Origin of the sequence: Microcoleus sp. Z1_A1 (genome assembly GCF_036700305.1) — a bacterium.
GTDB lineage: Bacteria > Cyanobacteriota > Cyanobacteriia > Cyanobacteriales > Microcoleaceae > Microcoleus.
The window spans coordinates 59,393-80,584 of the sequence record NZ_JAUBOR010000028.1; the positions used below are offsets into that span (position 1 = coordinate 59,393).

Here is a 21,192-nt window from a genome sequence, read left to right on the forward strand (position 1 = left end):
AGTTAAAGGTTGAATCTATATTATTTTGCAGAGTAGCAGTTTTAGCGGAACTACGGGCGATCGTCACAGAGAATTTATGAGCGACAAGCAAGCGACACAGCGCCAACATAACATCAAGTGGAAACCAAACCTCCTGCTGGGGATACTCTTGTTAACCTTAGCAATCCCCTTACCCTTTGCCCAAAAGACTTTCGCCCAGCAGCAGCAGACAGCCAGCTTTCGGCAGAAATTATTTCAAACTGCTCTTTATTTCACCCTATATTTTGAGGGCGGATTCAGCAATCACCCAGCCGATAAGGGCGGCAGAACTTATCGGGGCGTCTTGCAAACGGAATACAACGCCTACCGCTACAGTCGTGGGCTTCCGCCCCTCGACGTGACGCAGATGTCGGAAGCAGAGCTCCTAGAAATTTATAAATATTACTGGGATTCGAGCCTATCGGGCACGATGCAGCCGGCTTTGGCGATCGTCATGTTTGACACTGCCGTTAATTTCGGTATTAATAACTCTATTACCTTTCTTCAGCAAGCATTAGGATTGCCGCAAACGGGAGTTTTTGATGCCCGCACCAAGGAAGCGCTAAAAGGAGCGAATAATAGAAATACCGCGTTGCAAATGATTAACGAACGAATTATTTACCGCTACAAACGGGTACAAGAAGACCCGACTCAAATGGCTTTTTTCCGGGGTTGGCTGAGTCGCGATTACAGTTTGTGGGGTTATGTGAACAAGATTAAGAATTAACAGTTAACAGTTAAGCTGTGGAGCGTTTAAAATAGTATTGTATGGTGCAGGAGGGCCTCCGCGTTTCCCTTGCCGGTGGAAGCGATCGAGCCGACGCACCCTACAGGTTTCGTTAGTGGTTTAAATGCTCCACAGGTTAGTCCCTCTCTGCTGGGACGAAAGTTTATGTAGTAGCGGTTTTCAACCGCCGAGTCTTATCTGTTATGCCGATCGCATTTCCCACAGCCACAGCAGCCGATTGACAATGCTAGCGATCTTGTTGCAGAGTGATTCATCCGCTACCATTATCCCTCGATGTACTGAGTAAAAACACTCCGTCTTGCCGATGAATCGGGCGCCAATTTCCGAAATCGAAGGGACAACGAACCAGGAACAAGGAATTTTTTATTAAAATTTACACATACAAAAATTAGTCAATTCTCCCAAATGCCTTCTACATAAGAGCCTTCCACCTTCATTTGACGCTCTATCTAAAGTTAGGTAAAATAATTCATATTTTATGCATAGCAGCTTTGAGCAAATCTTCAGCAGCTTTGTATCTAAGGCAACAATATCACTAGAGTGTTTATTGTTACCTTTGATACGTAAAAACCAAATAATTAGAGGGAGCGAGAAATTGGAAGTTTTTGAACGATCGCAACAACGGCAAACGCCCTCAACCCGAATGGCTGCAGTCGAGTCTTTTTGCAAAAAAGCGAGTATTGCAGTAATGGCGATCGGCTGTACAGTCATTTTGGGTTGGATATTCGATGTGCAACTCTTAAAAAGCATTCTGCCCGGACTCGTTACCATGAAAGCCAATACTGCGGTATGCTTTATTTTGGGCGGGTTTTCTCTATTCATCCAACAGACTAGGCGCACCAAATTAACAGCAAGAAAGCCTCAAAAAAATTATAAGAAATTGATTTTATTATCCTCATTTTTAATTATATTAATTAGCCTATTAACCCTACTTCAATATAGCTTTAATTTAGACTTAGGCATGGACCAACTGCTATTTAAAGAAAGTTACACATTGACAATTACCGGAACACCAGGACGCATGGCACCGAATACTGCTGGTGCTTTTTTATTGCTGGGAACAGCGCTGCTGCTGCTGTCAGAACGTCGGCCTAAATACCTGCGGATTCAAATCTTAAGCTGTTGTGCATTTTTAATTGCATTTACGGGTTTGATAGGCTATTTCTACGACAAAGCTTTATTTTACCAAATTGGCAATAATACAGGGATGGCTTTGCACACATCCGCAGCATTTATGTTGCTGAGCTGCGGCATTTTATTTGCCAGTCCCGATCGAGGATTGATAGCAGTAATGACGAGCGATCGCGCGGGCGGCATCATGGCGCGGCGCTTGTTGCCACGGGCAATCATTATCCCACCTTTAGTCGGTTATTTCATCCTATTGGGAGATCGGTTACAAGCCTACACGCCGGAGGTAGGGATATCGCTGTTAAGCGTATTGAACGTGATTATTTTTACAGTTCTGATTTGGCATTCTGCCAAAACTCTCTGCAGCGCAGACCGGAAACGCTATCGAGCGGAACTGGGACTGAGAAAAGCTAAATTAGACTTAGAAAATCAAGTTGAGAAACGGACTATCCAACTGCAAATAACCAACGAGCAATTGCAACAGCAAATTTTCGACTCTCAAACAACAAAGCAGGCGCTTCAAAAAAACTACAATCTGTTGATGACAGTAATCAACAGTACGCCCGCAGCCCTATTTGTCAAAGATATTCAGGGCCGTTATCTAATGCTTAATGCTGCGGGAGCCAGTATAATTGGCCAGTCTGTAGACGACATTATCGGCAGAGATGACAGCGAGTTGTTTTCGCCGGAAATTGCGGAAAATATTATAAAAACCGATCGCCCAATTATGGCAGCGGGAACAACGGAAGCGATCGAAGAAGAGCTGCCCGTCAAAGGAAATTTGAGGATATTTCTTTCTACAAAAAGTGCTTACCGGGACGGCTTAGGAAAGATCAGCGGCATAGTTAGCATCGCGCGGGATATTACTGAGAGCAAACAAGCCGAAATCGCTAACAGAAGTTTAGCAGCAATTCTGGAAGCAACCCCGGATTTTGTAGGTATCTACAACCTCGAAGGACGCGCCATTTACATTAACAAAGCCGGCAGAAAAATGGTGGGTATCGGCGAAAACGAAGATATATCCAAGCGAAAAGTTGCAGAATTCACGGCAGCCTCAGCCCGCAGCAATTTGAAACAAGCGATCGCCACCGCTGTTTCCGAGGGCTTTTGGAGTGGAGAAACAGCCTTCGTGTCAGCATCGGGACTCGAACTTCCCGTCAGCCAAGTCCTCATCTCCCACTCCGCACCGGGCGGCAAACTCGCATACATTTCGACGATCGCCCGCGACATCAGCGATCGCAAACAAGCTGAACAAGCGCTGCAACTGTCTCAAGCTCGTTTCGCCGGCATTTTAGAAATTGCCGAGGACGCGATTATTTCTGTGGATGCTGACCAAAAAATTATCCTGTTCAACCAAGGTGCAGAACGGATTTTTGGGTGGACTGCTGCTGAGGCGGTCGGGCAATCCTTGAGCCTGCTGTTGCCCGAAGCTTTTGCCACCCCTCACAGTCACCTCGTCAGCAATTTCGGCGGAGGCGTTAAACAAGCCCGAACAATGGGCCACCGCAAAGAAATTTTCGCCCGCCGCCAAGACGGTACGGAATTTCCCGCCGAAGCTTCTATTTCCAAACTCGAAGTGGCAGGCGAAATCATATTCACAACTATTTTGCGCGACGTGACAGCCAGCCGCCAAGCCGAAGAAGCTGTGCGTCTGAGCGAGGAAAGATATCGATCCCTGGCCATGGCTACCGCACAGATGGTTTGGACGACAAACGCTAGCGGAATCTTCGACAAGCCTCAGCCTGATTGGATAGCTTATACGGGCTTGAGTTCTGAAGACAAGGACTACTGGATAAAATCAGTGCACCCAGAAGATCGCGATCGCACAATACAAGCTTGGAAGCGCGCCATAGAAACAAAAAGTCTCTACGAAGTCGAGCACCGCTTGCGAGCTGCAGACGGCAGCTACAGACACTTCTGGGTGCGGGCCGTCCCCCTTTTGGCAGCCGACGGCAGCGTTCGCGAGTGGGTGGGAACTCACACCGATATTAGCGATCGAGTCCAAGTTTTGGAAGCACTCAAGCAGTCGGAGGGACAGTATCGAGTGCAAGCAGCCGAGCTCGAAAAAGCTGTCCACGAGTTGCACCAAGCTCAAACTCAACTAATCCAAACCGAAAAAATCTCTTCTCTCGGCCAGCTAGTCGCCGGCGTCGCCCACGAAATTAACAATCCGATTAACTTCATCTACGGCAACATTACCCACGCCAGCCAATACGCCACAGACTTACTCAGTTTGCTCCATCTTTACCAGGAGAAATACCCAAATCCCGTCCCAGAAATTGTAGAAGCAGCCGAAGATATTGAAGTTGATTACTTAATGGAAGACTTTACGAAGATTTTGGAATCAATGAAAGTTGGAGCCGATCGCATCCGCGACTTAGTTGTATCCTTACGCAACTTTTCCCGACTCGACGAATCGCAGATGAAGCGAGTAGATATTCACGAAGGAATCGAAAGCACTTTGCTAATTTTGCAGCACCGGATCAAAGCTAATGTACTTCGTCCCGCTATTGAGATTATCAAAGAATACAGCAATTTTCCAAAAGTAGAGTGCTATGTAGGTCAGCTCAATCAAGTATTTATGAATCTTTTAGTAAATGCGATCGACGCCCTCGAAGAGTACAACAGCACTCATTCTTCAAAAGAAATATATGCTCGCCACAACCGAATTCGGATTAGCACCAGTGCGAATTCCGAGACAGTAACAATTCGGATTGCCGACAACGGGATGGGAATCAATCAAGAAGTTATTGGCAAGTTGTTCGACCCATTTTTTACTACTAAACCAGTCGGCAAAGGCACAGGCTTGGGACTGTCAATCAGCTATCAGATTATAGTTGAAAAACACCGAGGCAAATTGCGGTGTATTTCCACGCCTGGGGAAGGTGCAGAGTTTGTCATCGAGATTCCCATTTGCCAGGAAGTATCAGCGCTGGCTACCGAAAACACAAAGGAAATGGTCAATCTATTTTAGATTTTAGATTTTAGATTTTAGATTTTAGATTTTAGCATTGACTTGCGCGAGATAAATTCGAGGGGCAAGTTTCTCGGATACAGGTTTTTTATTTCTGGACGGATGAATCACGTGGCGGGTATCCTGGATGCTTTCGGTCATTAGTCATTAGTCATGAGTCATTAGTCATTAGTTTCAGGGCTGATCCATCGGGGGGGCTAGAAACCCGGTTTCTACGAGTTTTGCGTTGAGTGACGAGAAATATAGGAAGAAACCGGGTTTCTGAGGTAGCGAGTGCATCCTGGGCTTGCATTTGGATATCGTAGTCTGAAAACCTGGATTTTCACGAATGCCGGTACTCTCCCTTTCTCGATCGCCCTAAATCGAAATAATTCTTTACAATAAAAAAGTAACAATCCAATTAACCTTGACAAATTCCCTTGAAAATGCCTGTAAACCAACTTTCTCCAACCACAGCCTCGACGCAAACACCGACACTCGACTTTGACATAGCCATCGTCGGAGGGGGCATAGTCGGGGCAACCTTAGCCAGCGCCTTAAAAGATTCTGGATTGAAAATAGCAATAATTGAAACCCAACTCCCCGCAATCGCAGCAGCCAAAAAACAAGCCTATGCAATTACCTTGCTATCAGGAATGATCTTAGAAGGTATCGGCGTGTGGCAGCAAATCTTGCCGCAAATCACCACCTTCGAGCAAATTAGCCTCTGCGACGGCGACTATCCCGGTGTGGTCGAATTCCACCGCCCGGATTTGGGAAATACTGGCAAATTGCCCGTACCAAAAGCAGCTTTAGGTTACGTTGGCGAGCACGGAGTCATGCTGTCAGCTTTGCAAGAATCTTTGGCAAAAAACCCGAATTTTAGTTGGGTTTGTCCGGCGGAAGTAGTCGAGGTAAAATATTTAACCGATTGCGCCGAAATAGAAGTCAAACAAAACGGCGAAACTCGGACAATTCGCACCAAATTATTAGTCGCCGCCGACGGTTCGCGATCGCGCATCCGCACCGAAGCCAACATCAGCACTCGCGGGTGGAAATACTGGCAATCCTGCGTTGCTATCACTATTAAAGCAGAAAAACCGCACAATGATATCGCTTTTGAGCGCTTTTGGCCGAGCGGCCCGATGGGAGTTTTACCATTACCGGGGAACCGCTGTCAAGTAGTTTGGACAGCACCTCACGCGGAAGCTAAAGCTTTGCAACAAATGGATGAAAAAGAGTTTTTGACTTTGTTGGAACAGCGCACGGGCGGGCTGTTGGGGCGTTTGGAATTGGAAAGCGATCGCTTTTTGTTTCCCGTGCAGTTAATGCAGAGCGATCGCTACGTTTTGCCCAGATTAGCACTAATTGGCGACGCCGCCCACTGCTGCCATCCCGTCGGCGGCCAGGGATTGAATATGGGCATTCGAGACGCTGGGGCGATCGGCCAAATCTTGCAGCAAGCGCACCAAAAAGGCGAAGACATCGGCGATTTGCGAGTATTGAAACGGTATCACAACTGGCGGAAAAAAGAGAATTTAATCGTGTTAGGATTTACCGATTTTCTAGACAGATTATTTTCTAATACTTGGCTGCCAATTGTAGCATTTCGCCGCTTTGGATTGTGGTGTTTGCGGACAATTCCCCCAGTGAGGTTTTTAGCCTTGCGCTTGATGACCGGTTTAATGGGGCGGCCGCCGGAATTAGCGCAAAATTAGGTTTTTACACCCGCCCACCATCAAATAAACCGGGTTTTTTCCAAATCTTTGCACTGTCACCAAGTCTGTCGCAAAAACCCGGTTTTTGGCCACCCGTGCTTCCAAGACTAAACTAAATTCATCGATGAATGGTATATAATTAAGATAGAATAGAGCTATGAGTGGAATTGACCGTGAAATTACTCTAGAAACTCGAACCAGTCTCATTGATAAACATCTCCCCGGAACCCAAAAAGCCCAAAGTGAATTTGAAAGCGAAGGAATCGTCCATCTCTTTAATGATAGAGAAACAATGGAAAGAGTGGCCGCAGAAATTAAGCTAAGAGGGGAACGCACAGGAGAGGACGATGTAGAGGACAATTATGAACGCTATGGATTGTACTTTTCAGAACCAATTGGTTATATACTGAAAGCAGACGGTACTCGGCTACCACTAAATTACGGTGAAATAAAGATTAAAAAAACTACAGGGAAATACCATGTCATACCTCGCAAAAGACCCCGCACAAGCTACTAAAATTAGTCAACAATCAGAGCAAGAGACTGAGTGGGAGTTTGCGGAAATCTGGGCGGATACTCTGATATCTCCTCCTTATATCCTGATGTTAGTCAAGGAAATTTCAGGAAAATTTTGCATTCACAACCCGGCACAAAATTATAAAGTTATTTTTTCTAGTGACAATTACGAAGCTGCTAAAATGTGGCTGCTAGAGGATGAATATGAGCGTTTGAATAGTCGGATTTTACACGAAGTATAAAGTAAAGTGGTGTCACCCACAACCGCCAGGGGTTTCAACCCCTGGCGTCGGGCGAAAGTCGGTTGAAACCGACTGAAAATCCGAGATAAAAATGAAAAACTCTTTAGTCCTCTTCAGAGGACTTTTGCTATGAGACAGGGGTTTCAACCCCTGGCGGACTATCGGGCTAACCGAGGTTTCTGGCCACTCGCACGATCGAAGAAACCGGGTTTTTTCCTGAATATTTGCACTGTTACGAAGTATGCTGGCAAAAACCCGGTTTCTGGGCGATCGCACAATCTAAGAAACCGGGTTTTTCCCCAAATTTTTGCACTTTTTTAAGCTGAAATATGGGGTTTCCATTGGTTGCGGATAGCTTGTACTAACAGCCCTTCGTCGTTCCGCACTATTCCCCGGCGGCGATTTTCCTCAACTACAGCGATCGCATCTCGAACTACTTCAACATTGTTACTTAGAATCAAAGTCTTTAGCCAAGGGTTAAGATGAAATCCAGCCATTTCCACTTCCTCCAAAATTGTATTAGACATAACTTTAAAAGTCGATGATTGAGTTTTTGCAGAATGGGGGACAGTTTCAGCTAATGCCAGCAACCGCTCTAGATGTGCTATGCCATAAGTATCAGCAAATTCTTTAGCTGTCTGGATGTACTCAATTAGTTGTGTCATATTTATCTTCTGGCTTTTTCAAAGTTTGCGGTGGAATGCTTACCACTAAATAACAGCTTATAAGCTACTTTCAAAAAAGTCCCAGAAAATTATTTCCGGTATCATAAAAATAACCGGAAAATTTTTTCCTATGTTTTGAGAAACCGGAAAAACATTCTAGTTACGCGCTAGTTATGGTAAACTCAGCAAGAGAGACGCCAAGTTATGGGAGAAGTTGGGGTGACTGGGACTGTGAACTTATGGCAAAGCTTTTTAAGATTAGAGATAGTTACTTTTTATGGCTTGAGTCGGACAGAGACAGCTATTCTTCTGGCTAAGTTTCCCGATGAAAAAACAGTCAAGAGCAATAAAGAGGTTGCAGATGGAGGAATCGCAGAAGAAAATTCTGACATTCTGATCGACCCTGAGAATGTTCGGCGGCAAATGTGGACGATATACAATAAGCGTTTCTGTCCACAAGAAAATCGCGAAGGTTTTTCGGGTTGTAACGACAGAAGTAGTTCGGTGAAAGATACCGCATTTCTAGATTGGCTGAAACCGAAGTATTTACAGTGGCTGTCAAGTCAAAGGAGTGTAGTAAGTATAGGCTATCGCACCCCTGCTATTTCTTTTAACCCTTTTATTCCTCAGACTGGTAAAGTTGACGACCCGCAACTGTTTTTCGGCAGAAAAGGGGAAATAAGGGATGTTTTCGAGGTTCTTAACAACAAAGTCAGTGTAGCTTTAATAGGAGAAGAAGGCATCGGGAAGTCTTCTCTGCTATGGGCTATTTGTCAACAGGCTGAAAATTTCCTATTATCGCCACGGCAGCCAATTTACTTAGACCTCAATGGAATTCGCGACGAAGATGAATTCTATACAGCTTTGTGCGAAGAAGTTGGCATATTTGAAAGCTCTCCAACTATGCTGAATCGTGCTTTGAAAAAGCGTAGAGTGCTGCTGGCTATAGATAATTACGGAAAGATGGCTAGGGAAGGTTTTAGCCTTGAATTGAGAGAACACTTGCGATTTTTAGCTGAGGGGTCAAACGCGTCTGTTAAAATGATAGTAGCTGCTAGCGAGCCCCTCAAGCGACTCTTTAATGACTGTCAGGATGACATAACAAATTCTCCCCCTGAGAATATTTTTCAAGACCTTTATATTAAACCTTGGAATGAAGCAACTGCCCGTGCTTTTATTCAAGCTCGTCTTGCGATGACTTCGGTGTGTTTTACTGAAGAGGAAACAAGTCAGCTAGTAAAAGAAAGTGGCGGTCATCCACGACGACTGATGAAGTTGTGCTATCAAAATTATGCGCGATATGTGGAGGATGTAAAATGAGCGATCGCAACACCGACGTTCCCCGTTTAGACTTAGCTCCTAAATTCAAGCAACGTCTTTCACTATCAAAGCCCATCGATTACTTGCGGTTATTATACTGGGTGTTTTTCTTTCCCCAAGCCTTGCGCTGGTATGTCTACAATAGAGTATCTATTTCAGAGCGCTACAAAAATTCTAAAAAAGATTCAGGATTATTCCTTAATCCCATAATAGCTGGGTTACTTATACAAGTAATGGTAGTCATATTCATTACACTATTGACTTGGATAGTAATTCTTAACTCGATTAATTGTGTAGTAGATGCGGAATATATATCATCCAGCATTTTATTTACTATTATTTTGTGTGGCATGACCTTGGGCTTGGTACTCTTTGAAAAAGATATATTTTCATCCAAATTTCAGTCGCAAACAGCCAAGTATCTAACTATAATCATTTTTTTAAGCTTAAATTTTAATCTGGCAATTTTCACAGTTAGTGCTATAACAGAAGGATATACTAACCTGGGAGTTATCTTAATGTTAGGTATATTAGCAGGTATGTGGTTGGGTGTAGGAGGTATTGCGACACTAGCCATTTTAGAGGTGGACGACTCAGCTATTATATTAGTTATTGGTGGAGTGTTATTAATGTCATTAATGCTTTGCTTGAGTCTACCAATTGAGTTCAAAGTCACAGATTATTTTGTATTTCTAAAAAGCCTGTTAGTTCGCGTAGTTTTTTTTGTGAGTTGTGTAATTGGTTCATTTATAGGATTGCTGCGCCCAGATAACTGGTTTGTTACATTACCTATAAGCCAAACATTATTTAAAAGAGGACTTACGCACAGAGTTAAAGAAAACCGCAGCCCAAGGGTTTTGAGTAATGAGTTTGGTTCCCGATATTCTGATTTTCTAATTTCTTCATCTCCCCATCTTCCCCTATCTGAAAAGTTGCCCTCTGATTATGTCTTTGAAATGCGTAAATTCTCTAGAAAAAATCTAGACTTGCTGTTTCCTCGTGTAACTGTCCTGCCTAATCTCTATCTCACCGAGCAATTAAAAGAATGGCTCCGACAAGATTGGGAGACAGGAATACATAATGCTTATGAAATTTATACTTATACTCTCCAGTTCATTCCTGTAATTCAAGCTTTAAACCAAGTTCTTGCTGAAGAACCAGAACAACTTGTCTATCGTATAGCACATTTAACAGCTCCCCCTTACAAATGGGAATTGGTACGTTTGATTTCAGGTTCTATGTATACAAATTTTATTGAATTTGAGCCTCATGCTCGCGCTGTTGCTCGTGGTTTCTTGTGTTTGCATGAGCAGTCGCTATACTATGCAAGGAAAGCATTTTATGAGGTGCGGCCTCTACCCTATGGAGACGAAATGTGGAGTATAAGTCTAATTATGTATGAGTATCAGAAGGCTATAAAATTGAATGATCTTGCTACGCTATCGCTATATACTTTCCCTAAAAAACCTTGGCTGCGTTTGGATACTTGGAGAGCGCTAGCTAGCTTGTATAAGATTATAACGGATATTGAAATTATTCAGAATAGTTCGTCTCGTTCTGCCAGAGCCTTCGCTCTTAGCCATGCTTTAGGAGAACTCAAAAAGTTGCGGGATCAACCTGATGCTGTACCTCAACCAGAGCGAGAAATAGTTAGAAAAATTGCCTGGAATTGGTCGCAAGCGATATTAGATGTAGCTAGTGAGGTTGGGAACGTTTCTATTACTGAACGAGTGCGTAATCCCTACGTGGTTGGCGACCCTGTTGAGGGCAACCTGTTTGTTGGACGAGAGGATGTACTCAAACAGCTCAAAGAACTGTGGATATCGAGTAAGCAACTTCAGTCTGTGGTTATCTACGGTCATCGACGCATGGGCAAAACTTCTATTCTGCTTAATGCGGCCCAGTCCCTAGGGTCACAGGTAAAAGTAGCCTATGTCAATCTATTCCGATTGGGAAACATTCGTCAAGGAGTTGCAGAGGTGCTGATGGCAATTAGCGATGAAATTTCTGATGCTGTCAACATTCCACCTCCTGCCAATGCGGATTTTCTGAATCTTCCCTACCGTACTTTTGAGCGCTATTTGAAACAAGTAGAGGCCAATCTGAGTGAAACGGGTTTGATTATTGCTTTAGATGAGTTTGAGAAGATTGAAAAACTGATTGAGAAGGGAAAGATTGACAGTGACTTTATGGAGGTTCTGCGGGGGATGGTACAAATGAGTCCTAAAATAGCTTTTGCCTTGGCTGGTTTGCATACTTTAGACGAGATGACTGGGGATTACTCTCACCCTTTCTTTGCTAGTTTTATTAATATCAAGGTTAGCTTCATGGAAAGTGCAGCTACCCGCCAGATTCTTGCTAATCCTCATGAAGATTTCCCTCTTGACTACGCGCCAGAAGCGTTATCTGCAATCTATGCTTGGACTACTGGACAGCCTTATTTAGTTCAGCTAGTGGGATTTCAGCTAGTTCGCCGCTACAATGAGCAAGTTTTTGACATGGGAAATTCTCGCGATCCGGTCTTTACAGTAGAAGATGTGAGGGCAGTCATTAATAACCCTGAATTCTTTCAGCGGGGAAGTTACTACTTCGATGGCGTTTGGGGTCAGGCGGCGCGGGGTGCTCCCGGACAGCAAGAGGTATTAAGAGCGATCGCACCTCACCGAGAAGGACTCGATATCAACACGCTAGCTGAAATTACTGGCATAAACGAGACAAATTTACAGCCAGCACTTAACTCTTTGATACGTCACGATGTAGTTTGGGAAATTCATGGCAAGTGGTGCATTATTGTCGAACTATTTCGCGTTTGGGTGGATAAATGTATATAGTGTGCTTGCGTAAGTCCTGATTAGGTTCGCCACTGATTGAGCCAGCGAACTTGCCCTTTCCAGTCAGCAGCTTGTGTTTCTGAAAGCAGGCGATCGAGGGAAGCAATTAGACTAGATAATGTCCAACTGTTTTGAGCAGCCAAAATGATGCCACCATGTTCGGGATAACGCTGAGCTAAGACCTGAAAATCCCGGATATTAAACGTAAAAATACACCGCCCTCGCGCTGTTGCTTCTAGCAATTGAGCCTCATCGCTAGCATCTAAAGCCATCCACTCAGCCGGTGTCCGAGTGACATCGTGACTGCGAGATAAAAGGGCGGCTTGCAAAGCTTTAATAGAGGTATCGGCATCTAGATGCAATAGCGGTTTAGACATTAGCAGCTTCGATAATTTGCTCAGCGGCAATAGATGCGTCTATTTCTTGATGGTGAGCCGCATAAAAAGCGAGAACAGCGTTCACTCGATCTTCACTTAATTCATACTCAGTGGCAATTTGGTTTGGAGAAAAACCCCATTTCTGCGCTGCGATGACTACTGTTTGCACCCGCAACCGAGTGCCACGCAAAACGGGAACGAGTTCGCCGCTAGCGCCGCGCACATAGGTGATTTCAGGAAAAGCCGGATCGTCATTCCGCTGGTTGAGGGTAGCGACTTTTTCGGCTACAGCCCAGAGGATAAACTGATCGAACGAAATGCCTTGGAGTGTTGCCAATTTTTCAGCTTCTTGCTGTAACTGAACGGGTAAGTTTAAGGCGTAGGATGTCATCGATCTAACTTCCCTTTGCTAATATAATTTCATCGGTTCATTCTTTAACAACTTCCATCAACTCCTCTATCAAAACATCGAGGGTGCGAGCTATCTTTTGAATTGATGTGATGTCAACCGTTGCTAGTCCTTCCGATCGAGCATAGTGCCTGACTGTGCTGTACGGAACCTCGGATCGATCGGCAACATCCTTTAGCGTCCATCCTTTTTCGTCAGCCAACTCTCGGATTCGGAACCTAACTAACCCCATTCTACTTGACAAACGATAAGTATCTATGTTTTTAATTCAAACACAATTGTCGATCGACAGTTAAAGAGTATTTTGTATAGTGCGGATCTGTCAGAAGTCCGCGCGTGCGAAGCTATCCCGTAGGGAATCGCACTTAAAGATATCTGATGAATCCGCACCCTACCGTACTCACCCACAAATCAAAGAAACCGGGTTTTTCACCAAATCTTCGCCTGTAACCAAATATTCTCGCAAAAACCCGGTTTCTGCCCACCCACCCATCAAAAATAAAACAACTGCCGACAGCCAAAACCGTCAACAGTTGTTTTATATATTCAATGCGGATGGCGAGACTCGAACTCGCAAGGACATATTGCCACACGCACCTCAAGCGTGCGCGTATACCAATTCCGCCACATCCGCTCTTTCTGGCAATCTCCGGGATTTTTGCGTTACCAGTTAAAGATTCACAGGTTGAGGTTCCTGACATTTAACTCGTAACTTGCCCTTTGACACCGCCGATTTACAATCATAGCACCACTACCCGCAAAATGTAAAATAAATTTTTGTGAACAATTTCTGCAAAACGATTATCCAGAACATACCGAAAGGCATTATTGTACAGAATATTGAGTGAATTAAGCAGCGAAGATGGGGTTCTCGAAAATTTTAATCGCTAATCGGGGAGAAATAGCTCTCCGCATATTGCGGACCTGCGAGGAAATGGGGATTGCCACGGTCGCCGTACACTCCACCGTAGATAAACACGCCCTGCACGTCCAGTTGGCAGACGAAGCCGTTTGCATCGGCCCCCCCACCAGCAGCAAAAGCTATTTAAACATCCCCAACATCATCGCGGCAGCCCTGACACGCAACGCCGCAGCCATTCACCCCGGTTACGGCTTCCTCGCCGAAAACGCCCGATTTGCCGAAATCTGCGCTGACCATCAAATTACCTTCATCGGGCCGTCTCCGGCAGCAATGCGGGCGATGGGCGATAAATCCACCGCCAAAGAAACTATGCAGCGGGTGAAAGTCCCCACAGTTCCCGGTAGCGACGGATTGCTGGCGGACGATCGCGAAGCTTTGTCGATCGCCCGCGACATCGGCTATCCTGTGATGATCAAAGCCACAGCCGGCGGTGGAGGCCGCGGGATGAGGCTAGTTAGAGAACCCTCGGAACTCCCCAAACTATTCTCAGCAGCCCAAGGCGAAGCCGACGCAGCCTTCGGCAATCCCGGACTTTACCTCGAAAAATTCATCGAAAAACCCCGGCACATCGAAATCCAAATCCTCGCCGACAACTACGGTAACGTCATCCACCTCGGTGAGAGAGATTGTTCGATTCAGCGCCGGCACCAAAAACTCCTCGAAGAAGCCCCCAGCCCAGCCCTCAGCCAGAAACTGCGAGATCAAATGGGTCACGCCGCCATTGCCGCCGCCAAATCCATCAACTACACGGGTGCGGGCACTGTCGAATTTCTGCTTGACAAATCGGGCAAGTTCTACTTCATGGAAATGAACACCCGCATCCAAGTAGAACATCCCGTCACCGAGATGATTACAGGCCTCGATTTGATTGCCGAACAAATCCGCATCGCCCAAGGAGAAAAACTGCAAATCAAGCAAAACCAAGTCATTCTCAACGGCCACGCGATCGAGTGCCGCATCAATGCTGAAGATCCCGATCGCAATTTCCGACCCCACCCCGGCATAATCAGCGGTTATTTGCCTCCCGGTGGCCCCGGCGTGCGGATGGACTCTCACGTCTACACCGATTACGAAATACCCGCTTACTACGATTCTTTAATCGGTAAAGTAATTGTATGGGGGCGCGATCGACCGACAGCCATCCGCAGGATGAAACGGGCATTGCGGGAATGCGCTATCACCGGCGTTCCTACCACCCTGGGCTTTCACCAAAAAATCCTCGATTCCCCCGAGTTTCTCAGCGGCGAAGTTTACACGAATTTCGTCGAACAGTTCTTGAACCAAAATAGTCATTAGTCAATCGATTTTGGATTTTAGATTTTGGATTTTGGATTGAAAGATTGAAGAAAGCAACCCCACGGATCGATCCGGGGGTTTTTACCAAGCCTGCTTTCAGTCAACAGTCAACAGTCAACCCCCAACAGTCAACAGTCAACCGCCAACTTCTACATCATCATTGTCAGCAGCCCTTGCTGGCCGAGAATCATTTCTCGCAGCAAGCTACAGATACCCACCCAAATAATCGGCGTAATGTCCACCCCGCCGATCGGCGGTACAATCTTTCTAGTTATGGCTAAAAAAGGTTCCGTGGGCCAAGCAATCAGACTCAACGGCAATTTGCTCAGGTTCACCTCGGGATACCAAGTCAGAACGATCCGAAAAATAAACAGCAAAGTCATCACGACTAGGACAGAGCCCAGAATCCAACTTGCAACGGTAATACCAGTCATGGGTCTTATCTCGAAATCTTAAGTTTTGTTAAGTCTGCCATTCATAATTTTAACCGTTTCACAGGTGCGATCGAAAGTATAAAATTAATAAAAATCAAATTGTTGTAACAAAGGCTTGGAATCTATGACTCCTTCTCTCGCGAACTTTTTGTACAGCCTGCTGGTGGGCGTGGTGGTAGTAGTGCTTCCAGCAACGATCGCCCTGATCTTCATCAGCCAAAAAGACAAAATCAAGCGCACCTAAAAAGTCAGCGGGTTTCTAAGTCCGGCGCTGCAAGTCAATTTTCGGCTACACGTCGGGCATTTCCCCGATGCGAGAAACCTCGGCTGCCAGCAACTGTCAAGGCAAAACCTTCAGTTGACTGCCAAGCTGAGGTTTTTTCCCGTTAAACTCATTATTATACTGACTTCCCAAGCTGAAACCCTGACCGGACTCTGCCCCAGAAAGCACCGTCGGGCTGACAGACTTAATGATAGATGTAAAATCTAACTCGCTAACATAGGAAAGACATAGGAGATAGGCTAATGGTCAATTTAGGATTGAACTGGAGCAGCCTGTTAGGGATTATCCTAGCAGTAGCAGGGGCAGGACTGTATTTTCTGCGATCGTGGCGTCCCAAACTAGCCCGAGACCACGATATTTTTTTTGCAGCAGTCGGCTTGCTGTGCGGCGGTATTCTGTTATTTCAAGGATGGCGGCTTGACCCAATTCTGGCATTCGGTCAATTTCTGTTGACTGGTTCCGCCATATTTTTTGCAGCAGAAAGCATTAAGCTGCGAGGAGCGACCACAGCCCAAGCCAAAAGTCGCGCCCAATACGTAGATGAAGACCGACCGGTCAGCAACGCCTACGGTTACGACGGCTACGATGCCGACATGGAACAGCTAGAACCAGAGGAAGACTATCCGCAGCGTCCCCGGATCAGAGGCAGCCAAGACTACCGTTCTTCTCGGGAAGCCTACGACGACGAACCCCGCCGCCGCCCCTCGAATCGCAACGGCAGCGTTAACACCGGACGGCCCGACTCGCCCGATCGATCCTCGCGCAAACGTCCCTCTCGCCCAGAAGCCCCGCCAACCCAAGAGTCAGACAACTGGGACGTTTCAGACAACCCCGAAGAAAGACCGACCCGCAGCCGCAGCAGTCGCCCCCCTGCTTCGGAAAACCGCAGTTCCGATACGCCGCCGAGAACCAAAAAACCCCGTCCTACGGAATCATCCAGGTCTCGCCCCAGCAACCGCGACGTGGAAGCACCGCCGTCAGACTACGTGGAGTATCGACCTGTAGAATACCCGGAAGACCAACCGGATAATTCCCCCAGTTTCGACAAATAGGCAAACACTAAGTAGATGGGTGAAACTAAACTTTTCTCGTACCCGTCGGCAAAAAAATAAGTTGCGTTTATTGATGCCCATCTACTTATTCTTCAGATATTAAAGTGCTTCAAAAGACTGTAAATTGCGAGGGTGAAACCCCAAACCAACGGAGATATACACAAATAATATCAAATCCGTTAGCATCGGAATAGTAAATTAGAGTCAACAGTCAACATCATTCCGGTGTTACCGGAAATGATATAAAAGCTAATTTTTTTTCAAAACATATTTTAATATACCGAATCTGTGGAACTAATCGACAGCATCATAATCTAAATATAAAATCCCAAATATTAAATCAGCAAGATGCCATTACTCGAAATAGGAGATCCGGCTCCCTGGTTTTCCGTTCCTTCTACAAATAACCCCTTATTTCATTTCCCGACTGTTGGCGGCCGGCGAGTCGTGCTGTTTTTCTTTGCCAGCACAGCTTTTGAACAAATCCAAGTTATCCTCAAAAGCTTTCAAGAGCTTTCAGAGGAATTCCAAAGCTTGCAAGTACCGCGGTTTGGAGTGAGCGTTGACCCAGCAGACAAAGAACAAAACAGACCAACCACAATTGCTCCGTCATTCCTTTTTTTCTGGGACTTGGATAAAAAAGTCAGCCAGCAGTACGGTGTTTTCCGAGATGTCGAAGAAAATGGAGTTGCCGGAGTTCACTATGCACCACAAACTTTTGTACTCAACGAAAACCTTCAGGTAATTAATATTTTGCCGATGGGCGAACCGCACCAACACGCCCAGCAAGTATTAGATTTTCTCAAAACTTTGCCCCCAATTGAGGAAGCCCGAGCAGCCACTCGCCACGCCCCGGTGTTGGTAATTCCTAACGTTTTGGACAAAGCCTCTTGCCACAGTTTAATCGATATCTACAAAGCTCACGGTGGCAGTCCTTCCGGCTTTATGAGGCAAATAGGCGGGAAAACAGTTGGCCTGCACGACGACACTTTCAAGAAGCGCCGAGATTTCTTTATTGAAGACCCGAAGTTACAGCGACGATTGAGTGCGATTATTTGGCGCCGGGTGCGGCCGGAAGTAGAAAAAGCTTTTCAGTTTACAATTACCAGGTTTGAACGGTATTTGATAGGTTGTTACGATGCCCAGAGTGGCGGTTATTTTATGCCGCACCGCGACAACACTAGCAAAGCTACGCTGCACCGCAGGTTTGCAATGACGCTAAACTTGAATGTGGGAGAGTACACGGGGGGATTTTTACGGTTTCCAGAGTACGCGCCGCACGGTTATAAAGGGGATTGTGGCACGGCGATTATTTTTTCGTGTTCTTTGCTGCATGAAGCGACGCCGGTGATTAGTGGCCAGCGTTTTGCTTTGCTGTCTTTTTTCTACGGCAATGAGGATGCCGAGGTACGACAAGCTAATTTTAAGTATTTAGCTGCTGATTCAGATTCCCGAATTGGAGAACCGGCGTAAGGAATGTCACTACCGTGGTGCAAGTCCTAAAATAATTAGAGAAGGTAGTTAGCGGTTAGCCACAAAACCTAATTCCTAGCTACCGATCGCTAAATACTAAATCGATCGCCATGAATTTCAAACTTCTAAGTTTAGCAGTATCGGGAATTTTAACGGTTGGGGTTGCAGCCAGCGCCAGTGCGGTTGTTACCACATCCCCTGTGCGGCAATCAACAGATTTAACGGAATTTAACTCGGTGCATTCCCAGGGTGCGATCGCCCAAACTGTTGAAGAACAAACCAATATTCGGGTCTACGAAAAGGCTAGTCCGGCGGTTGTTACAGTCGATACAGATAAATCTAACGGCAGTGGCACAATTATCAGCCCCGACGGCATGGTGTTAACGAACGCCCACGTTGTTTCGGCAGGCGGTACCGTCAATATCATTTTGTCAGACGGCAGAAAACTTGTCGCCGATGTCATCGGATTCGGCGAAGACGGTCTAGACTTAGCCGTGCTGAAGATTCGCGGTCAAAACAATTTGCCCACTATTCCTTTAGCCCGTCCCGGTTCGGTGAAAGTCGGGCAACAAGCATTTGCGATCGGCAATCCCTTCGGTCAATTTCAAGGTACTTTTACAGTCGGAATCGTCAGCCGCATCGACCAGCAGCGGGGCTTAATTCAAACCGACGCCGCCATCAATCCCGGCAATTCAGGAGGCCCACTGCTCAACAGTTCAGGAGAATTAATCGGCGTCAATACTTCTATTTTTACTCGCGGTCGGGGCGGTGGCAGTATCGGTATCGGTTTTGCAATTTCCGCAGACAAATTACCCGCTTTCCTGACAGCGGTGCGAGAAGGGCGAGCTCCCCGCGCGGCTCAAGCCCGATCGCCCTTTGGTGGCAACCAATCACCTCAAAAAGTTACGTTAAACGGGCCCCCCGTCAGCGGCCTCCTCACCGACAAGTCTAGCGTTCTGCCCACCGACAACAGCTTTTTTGACCTCTACTCATTTGACGGAAAAGCGGGCCAGCAAATCACAATAGAAATGAAAAGTCAAGAGATTGACCCTTATTTAATTTTGCTCGGCCCCAACCAGCGCGAAATCGCGCAAGACGATGACGGGGCCGGGAATAAAAACGCCAGAATTACAGTCAGGCTGCCAGCAGACGGGACTTACACGTTAGTTGCAAATTCCTACCAAGCTAGGCAGTCAGGGGCTTATACGTTAGAGCTGAAAGCGAGTGCTCCTACCGCGCCTTCTCGGGCGATTTTGCAAGAAGAAGGTGCTTTAGTCGCAGGCGGCCCAGTATTGCCGTCTGACAACAGTCTGTATCGAGAGTATACTTTTGAAGGTCGATCGGGTCAGTCTGTCACCATTTCCCTCGAAAGTACAGATTTCGATCCCTATGTGGCGATCTTTGGCCCTAACGGCCGATTAGTGGCAGAAAATGACGATGGAAGCGATTCGACTAAAAATTCGTTTCTGACCGTTACGTTGCCCGCTACGGGTCGCTATCGCGTAATTGTCAATGCTTACGATGCTTCGGGCCGGGGTCGTTACACTCTAACTGTCCGGTGAAAATTGAAAATTCGGAACTGGGAATTGGGAATCGGGAATTGGGCAAACAGGGCATTGGTAATTGGTAGCATCTAAGGAATGAGAATTAAATAACTTACAATCTTTATTGTTCTTGTGGCATGGGCGTCCCGCCCGTGCATAAAGGACGGGCGGGACGCCCATCCCACTTTCAAGAGTGTAAATTATTTAATTTGCGATCCTAACAAATAACTAATGACTACTGACTAATGACTACTGACTTCTTCCTTCTTCCTCCGTTACAAATCGAGGTAATTCATGCGTCAAGTTAGATTTTGGGCGATCGCGCCAATTGCTCTGGTAGCTACTTTTTCTGGCAAGCCGGCTCTCTCCCTGTCACTTTCAAATTCAGGTGTTGCTAACAGCAGTTCCACCCTTATTTCAGCAGAATTTCCTCAAAACTTAACTGATGCGAAGACTGCTGACAAGGCGGTTTTAGCTCAAGCAAGCCCCAACCCGTCCCCATCGCCACAAAGTTCGCCAACTCAGACCCCAACTGTAGAACCTCCGCCGACTCCTGATGCGGGTGCATCTAAAGTCATTTTAGAGCAAAACGGAGAACTCAGCCCTGCTAAGTCTTCTGTACTTCCCTCAGACAGCAGTTTGTACGACGAGTATACCTTTGAAGGCACTCAGGGTCAGAAACTGGTTATTACCGTAGAAAGTACCGAGTTTGATACTTATCTCGCTATTTTCAACTCCCAGGGCGAGCTACTTGGAGAAAATGATGATGTCACGCAGCAAAATTCCAATTCTGAACTTACTGTTACCTTGTCTGCAAACGGTCGCTATCGCGTCATTGTCAATGCTTACGATCCGCCTCCAAAAGGTAGAGGCAAGTACAGTTTGACCGTCCGCGAAACAACTGGAAATTAGTTTGAACGAAACTTCGGAGTCAGGGCACGGCATTGCCGTGTCCCTATAATTCAAGGACGATCGCACTATAAGCAACTACTATTCACTTTGGTAAATTCATAGGTTTTTATGCCACTATAAATGTTAGAGTCTGGCACTTATAATTTTCTAATATCATGTCCTATCGATTAACCATAATATCCCGGTCGGGGCGGGTTTTTGAGATTGTCAATTATTGACAGGTATTGTTCTGAACCCGCCCCTACAAAAATCGCGGTCGCTCGACCGGACATGATACAGCACTTCCGGATGTTATGAGGTACAATAGAATTGACTAAAAATAATATACCAATGAAAGCATACTCAGTAGAT

General features: G+C 46.0%; 18 protein-coding genes and 1 tRNA gene. 13 read left to right on the forward strand and 6 right to left on the reverse strand.

Features of this window, described 5'->3' with window-relative positions; genetic code table 11:
- Nucleotides 1-76 precede the first annotated feature (76 nt).
- The 5 genes from QT973_RS18610 to QT973_RS18630 all read left to right on the forward strand — a co-directional run bounded on the left by QT973_RS18610 (nt 77) and on the right by QT973_RS18630 (nt 7,323).
- Nucleotides 77-745 (forward strand): glycoside hydrolase family 108 protein, encoded by a 669-nt coding sequence (locus QT973_RS18610; RefSeq protein WP_006634869.1) that lies wholly within the window; start codon nt 77-79, stop codon nt 743-745.
- A 664-nt stretch (nt 746-1,409) separates the two neighbouring features.
- Nucleotides 1,410-4,868, forward strand: coding sequence for a PAS domain S-box protein (locus QT973_RS18615; RefSeq protein ID WP_333232709.1), 3,459 nt, complete (start codon nt 1,410-1,412; stop codon nt 4,866-4,868).
- A gap of 425 nt (nt 4,869-5,293) precedes the next feature.
- Nucleotides 5,294-6,565 (forward strand): FAD-dependent hydroxylase, encoded by a 1,272-nt coding sequence (locus QT973_RS18620; RefSeq protein WP_333391908.1) that lies wholly within the window; start codon nt 5,294-5,296, stop codon nt 6,563-6,565.
- Nucleotides 6,566-6,722: 157 nt separating this feature from the next.
- Nucleotides 6,723-7,082 carry a DUF6972 family protein gene (locus QT973_RS18625; RefSeq protein ID WP_333391910.1) on the forward strand — a complete coding sequence of 120 codons (360 nt, stop codon included), beginning with the start codon at nt 6,723-6,725 and terminating at the stop codon, nt 7,080-7,082.
- Nucleotides 7,045-7,323, forward strand: coding sequence for a hypothetical protein (locus QT973_RS18630; RefSeq protein WP_333391912.1), 279 nt, complete (start codon nt 7,045-7,047; stop codon nt 7,321-7,323). The genes QT973_RS18625 and QT973_RS18630 overlap by 38 nt, the downstream gene beginning before the upstream one ends.
- A gap of 317 nt (nt 7,324-7,640) precedes the next feature.
- Here the strand turns inward: QT973_RS18630 and QT973_RS18635 are convergent, their stop codons facing one another.
- Nucleotides 7,641-7,988, reverse strand: coding sequence for a hypothetical protein (locus tag QT973_RS18635; RefSeq protein ID WP_333391914.1), 348 nt, complete (start codon nt 7,986-7,988; stop codon nt 7,641-7,643).
- 204 nt (nt 7,989-8,192) lie between these two features.
- Between QT973_RS18635 and QT973_RS18640 the strand changes: the two genes are divergently transcribed.
- Both QT973_RS18640 and QT973_RS18645 read left to right on the forward strand, forming a co-directional pair.
- Nucleotides 8,193-9,308, forward strand: coding sequence for an ATP-binding protein (locus QT973_RS18640; RefSeq protein ID WP_333391916.1), 1,116 nt, complete (start codon nt 8,193-8,195; stop codon nt 9,306-9,308).
- Nucleotides 9,305-12,139 (forward strand): ATP-binding protein, encoded by a 2,835-nt coding sequence (locus QT973_RS18645; protein ID WP_333391918.1) that lies wholly within the window; start codon nt 9,305-9,307, stop codon nt 12,137-12,139. The genes QT973_RS18640 and QT973_RS18645 overlap by 4 nt, the downstream gene beginning before the upstream one ends.
- A 20-nt stretch (nt 12,140-12,159) precedes the next feature.
- Here the strand turns inward: QT973_RS18645 and QT973_RS18650 are convergent, their stop codons facing one another.
- From QT973_RS18650 to QT973_RS18665, 4 genes are all read right to left on the reverse strand, one after another.
- On the reverse strand, nt 12,160-12,516 hold the full coding sequence (locus QT973_RS18650; protein ID WP_333391920.1) for a DUF5615 family PIN-like protein: 357 nt from the start codon (nt 12,514-12,516) through the stop codon (nt 12,160-12,162).
- A complete protein-coding gene (locus tag QT973_RS18655; RefSeq protein ID WP_333391922.1) occupies nt 12,509-12,907 on the reverse strand; it encodes a DUF433 domain-containing protein in 399 nt (132 codons plus the stop codon). The genes QT973_RS18650 and QT973_RS18655 overlap by 8 nt, the downstream gene beginning before the upstream one ends.
- Before the next feature lie 37 nt (nt 12,908-12,944).
- Entirely contained in the window at nt 12,945-13,157 is a 213-nt protein-coding gene (locus QT973_RS18660; RefSeq protein ID WP_006634859.1) for a helix-turn-helix domain-containing protein, read from the reverse strand.
- Between the two features lie 318 nt (nt 13,158-13,475).
- Nucleotides 13,476-13,559, reverse strand: a tRNA-Leu gene (locus QT973_RS18665).
- Between the two features lie 228 nt (nt 13,560-13,787).
- Between QT973_RS18665 and accC the strand changes: the two genes are divergently transcribed.
- Nucleotides 13,788-15,143, forward strand: a complete 1,356-nt coding sequence (gene accC, locus QT973_RS18670; protein ID WP_333051901.1) for an acetyl-CoA carboxylase biotin carboxylase subunit — start codon at nt 13,788-13,790, stop codon at nt 15,141-15,143.
- A 149-nt stretch (nt 15,144-15,292) separates the two neighbouring features.
- Here accC and QT973_RS18675 read toward each other — a convergent pair whose 3' ends face one another.
- Complete coding sequence (locus QT973_RS18675) at nt 15,293-15,577, reverse strand: YggT family protein (RefSeq protein WP_333051898.1); 285 nt, start codon at nt 15,575-15,577, stop codon at nt 15,293-15,295.
- 124 nt (nt 15,578-15,701) lie between these two features.
- On the opposite strand from QT973_RS18675, the gene psbX reads away from it, so the two are divergent.
- From psbX to QT973_RS18700, 5 genes are all read left to right on the forward strand, one after another.
- Complete coding sequence (psbX, locus tag QT973_RS18680) at nt 15,702-15,821, forward strand: photosystem II reaction center X protein (RefSeq protein ID WP_333051895.1); 120 nt, start codon at nt 15,702-15,704, stop codon at nt 15,819-15,821.
- Between the two features lie 281 nt (nt 15,822-16,102).
- Nucleotides 16,103-16,912, forward strand: a complete 810-nt coding sequence (locus QT973_RS18685) for a Ycf66 family protein (protein WP_333232700.1) — start codon at nt 16,103-16,105, stop codon at nt 16,910-16,912.
- A gap of 348 nt (nt 16,913-17,260) precedes the next feature.
- Entirely contained in the window at nt 17,261-18,385 is a 1,125-nt protein-coding gene (locus QT973_RS18690) for a redoxin domain-containing protein (protein ID WP_333391923.1), read from the forward strand.
- A gap of 110 nt (nt 18,386-18,495) precedes the next feature.
- Nucleotides 18,496-19,947: a trypsin-like peptidase domain-containing protein gene (locus QT973_RS18695; protein ID WP_333391925.1), complete on the forward strand. Its 1,452-nt coding sequence runs from the start codon at nt 18,496-18,498 to the stop codon at nt 19,945-19,947.
- A 276-nt stretch (nt 19,948-20,223) separates the two neighbouring features.
- Nucleotides 20,224-20,841, forward strand: a complete 618-nt coding sequence (locus tag QT973_RS18700) for a pre-peptidase C-terminal domain-containing protein (RefSeq protein WP_333051885.1) — start codon at nt 20,224-20,226, stop codon at nt 20,839-20,841.
- Nucleotides 20,842-21,192 lie beyond the last annotated feature (351 nt).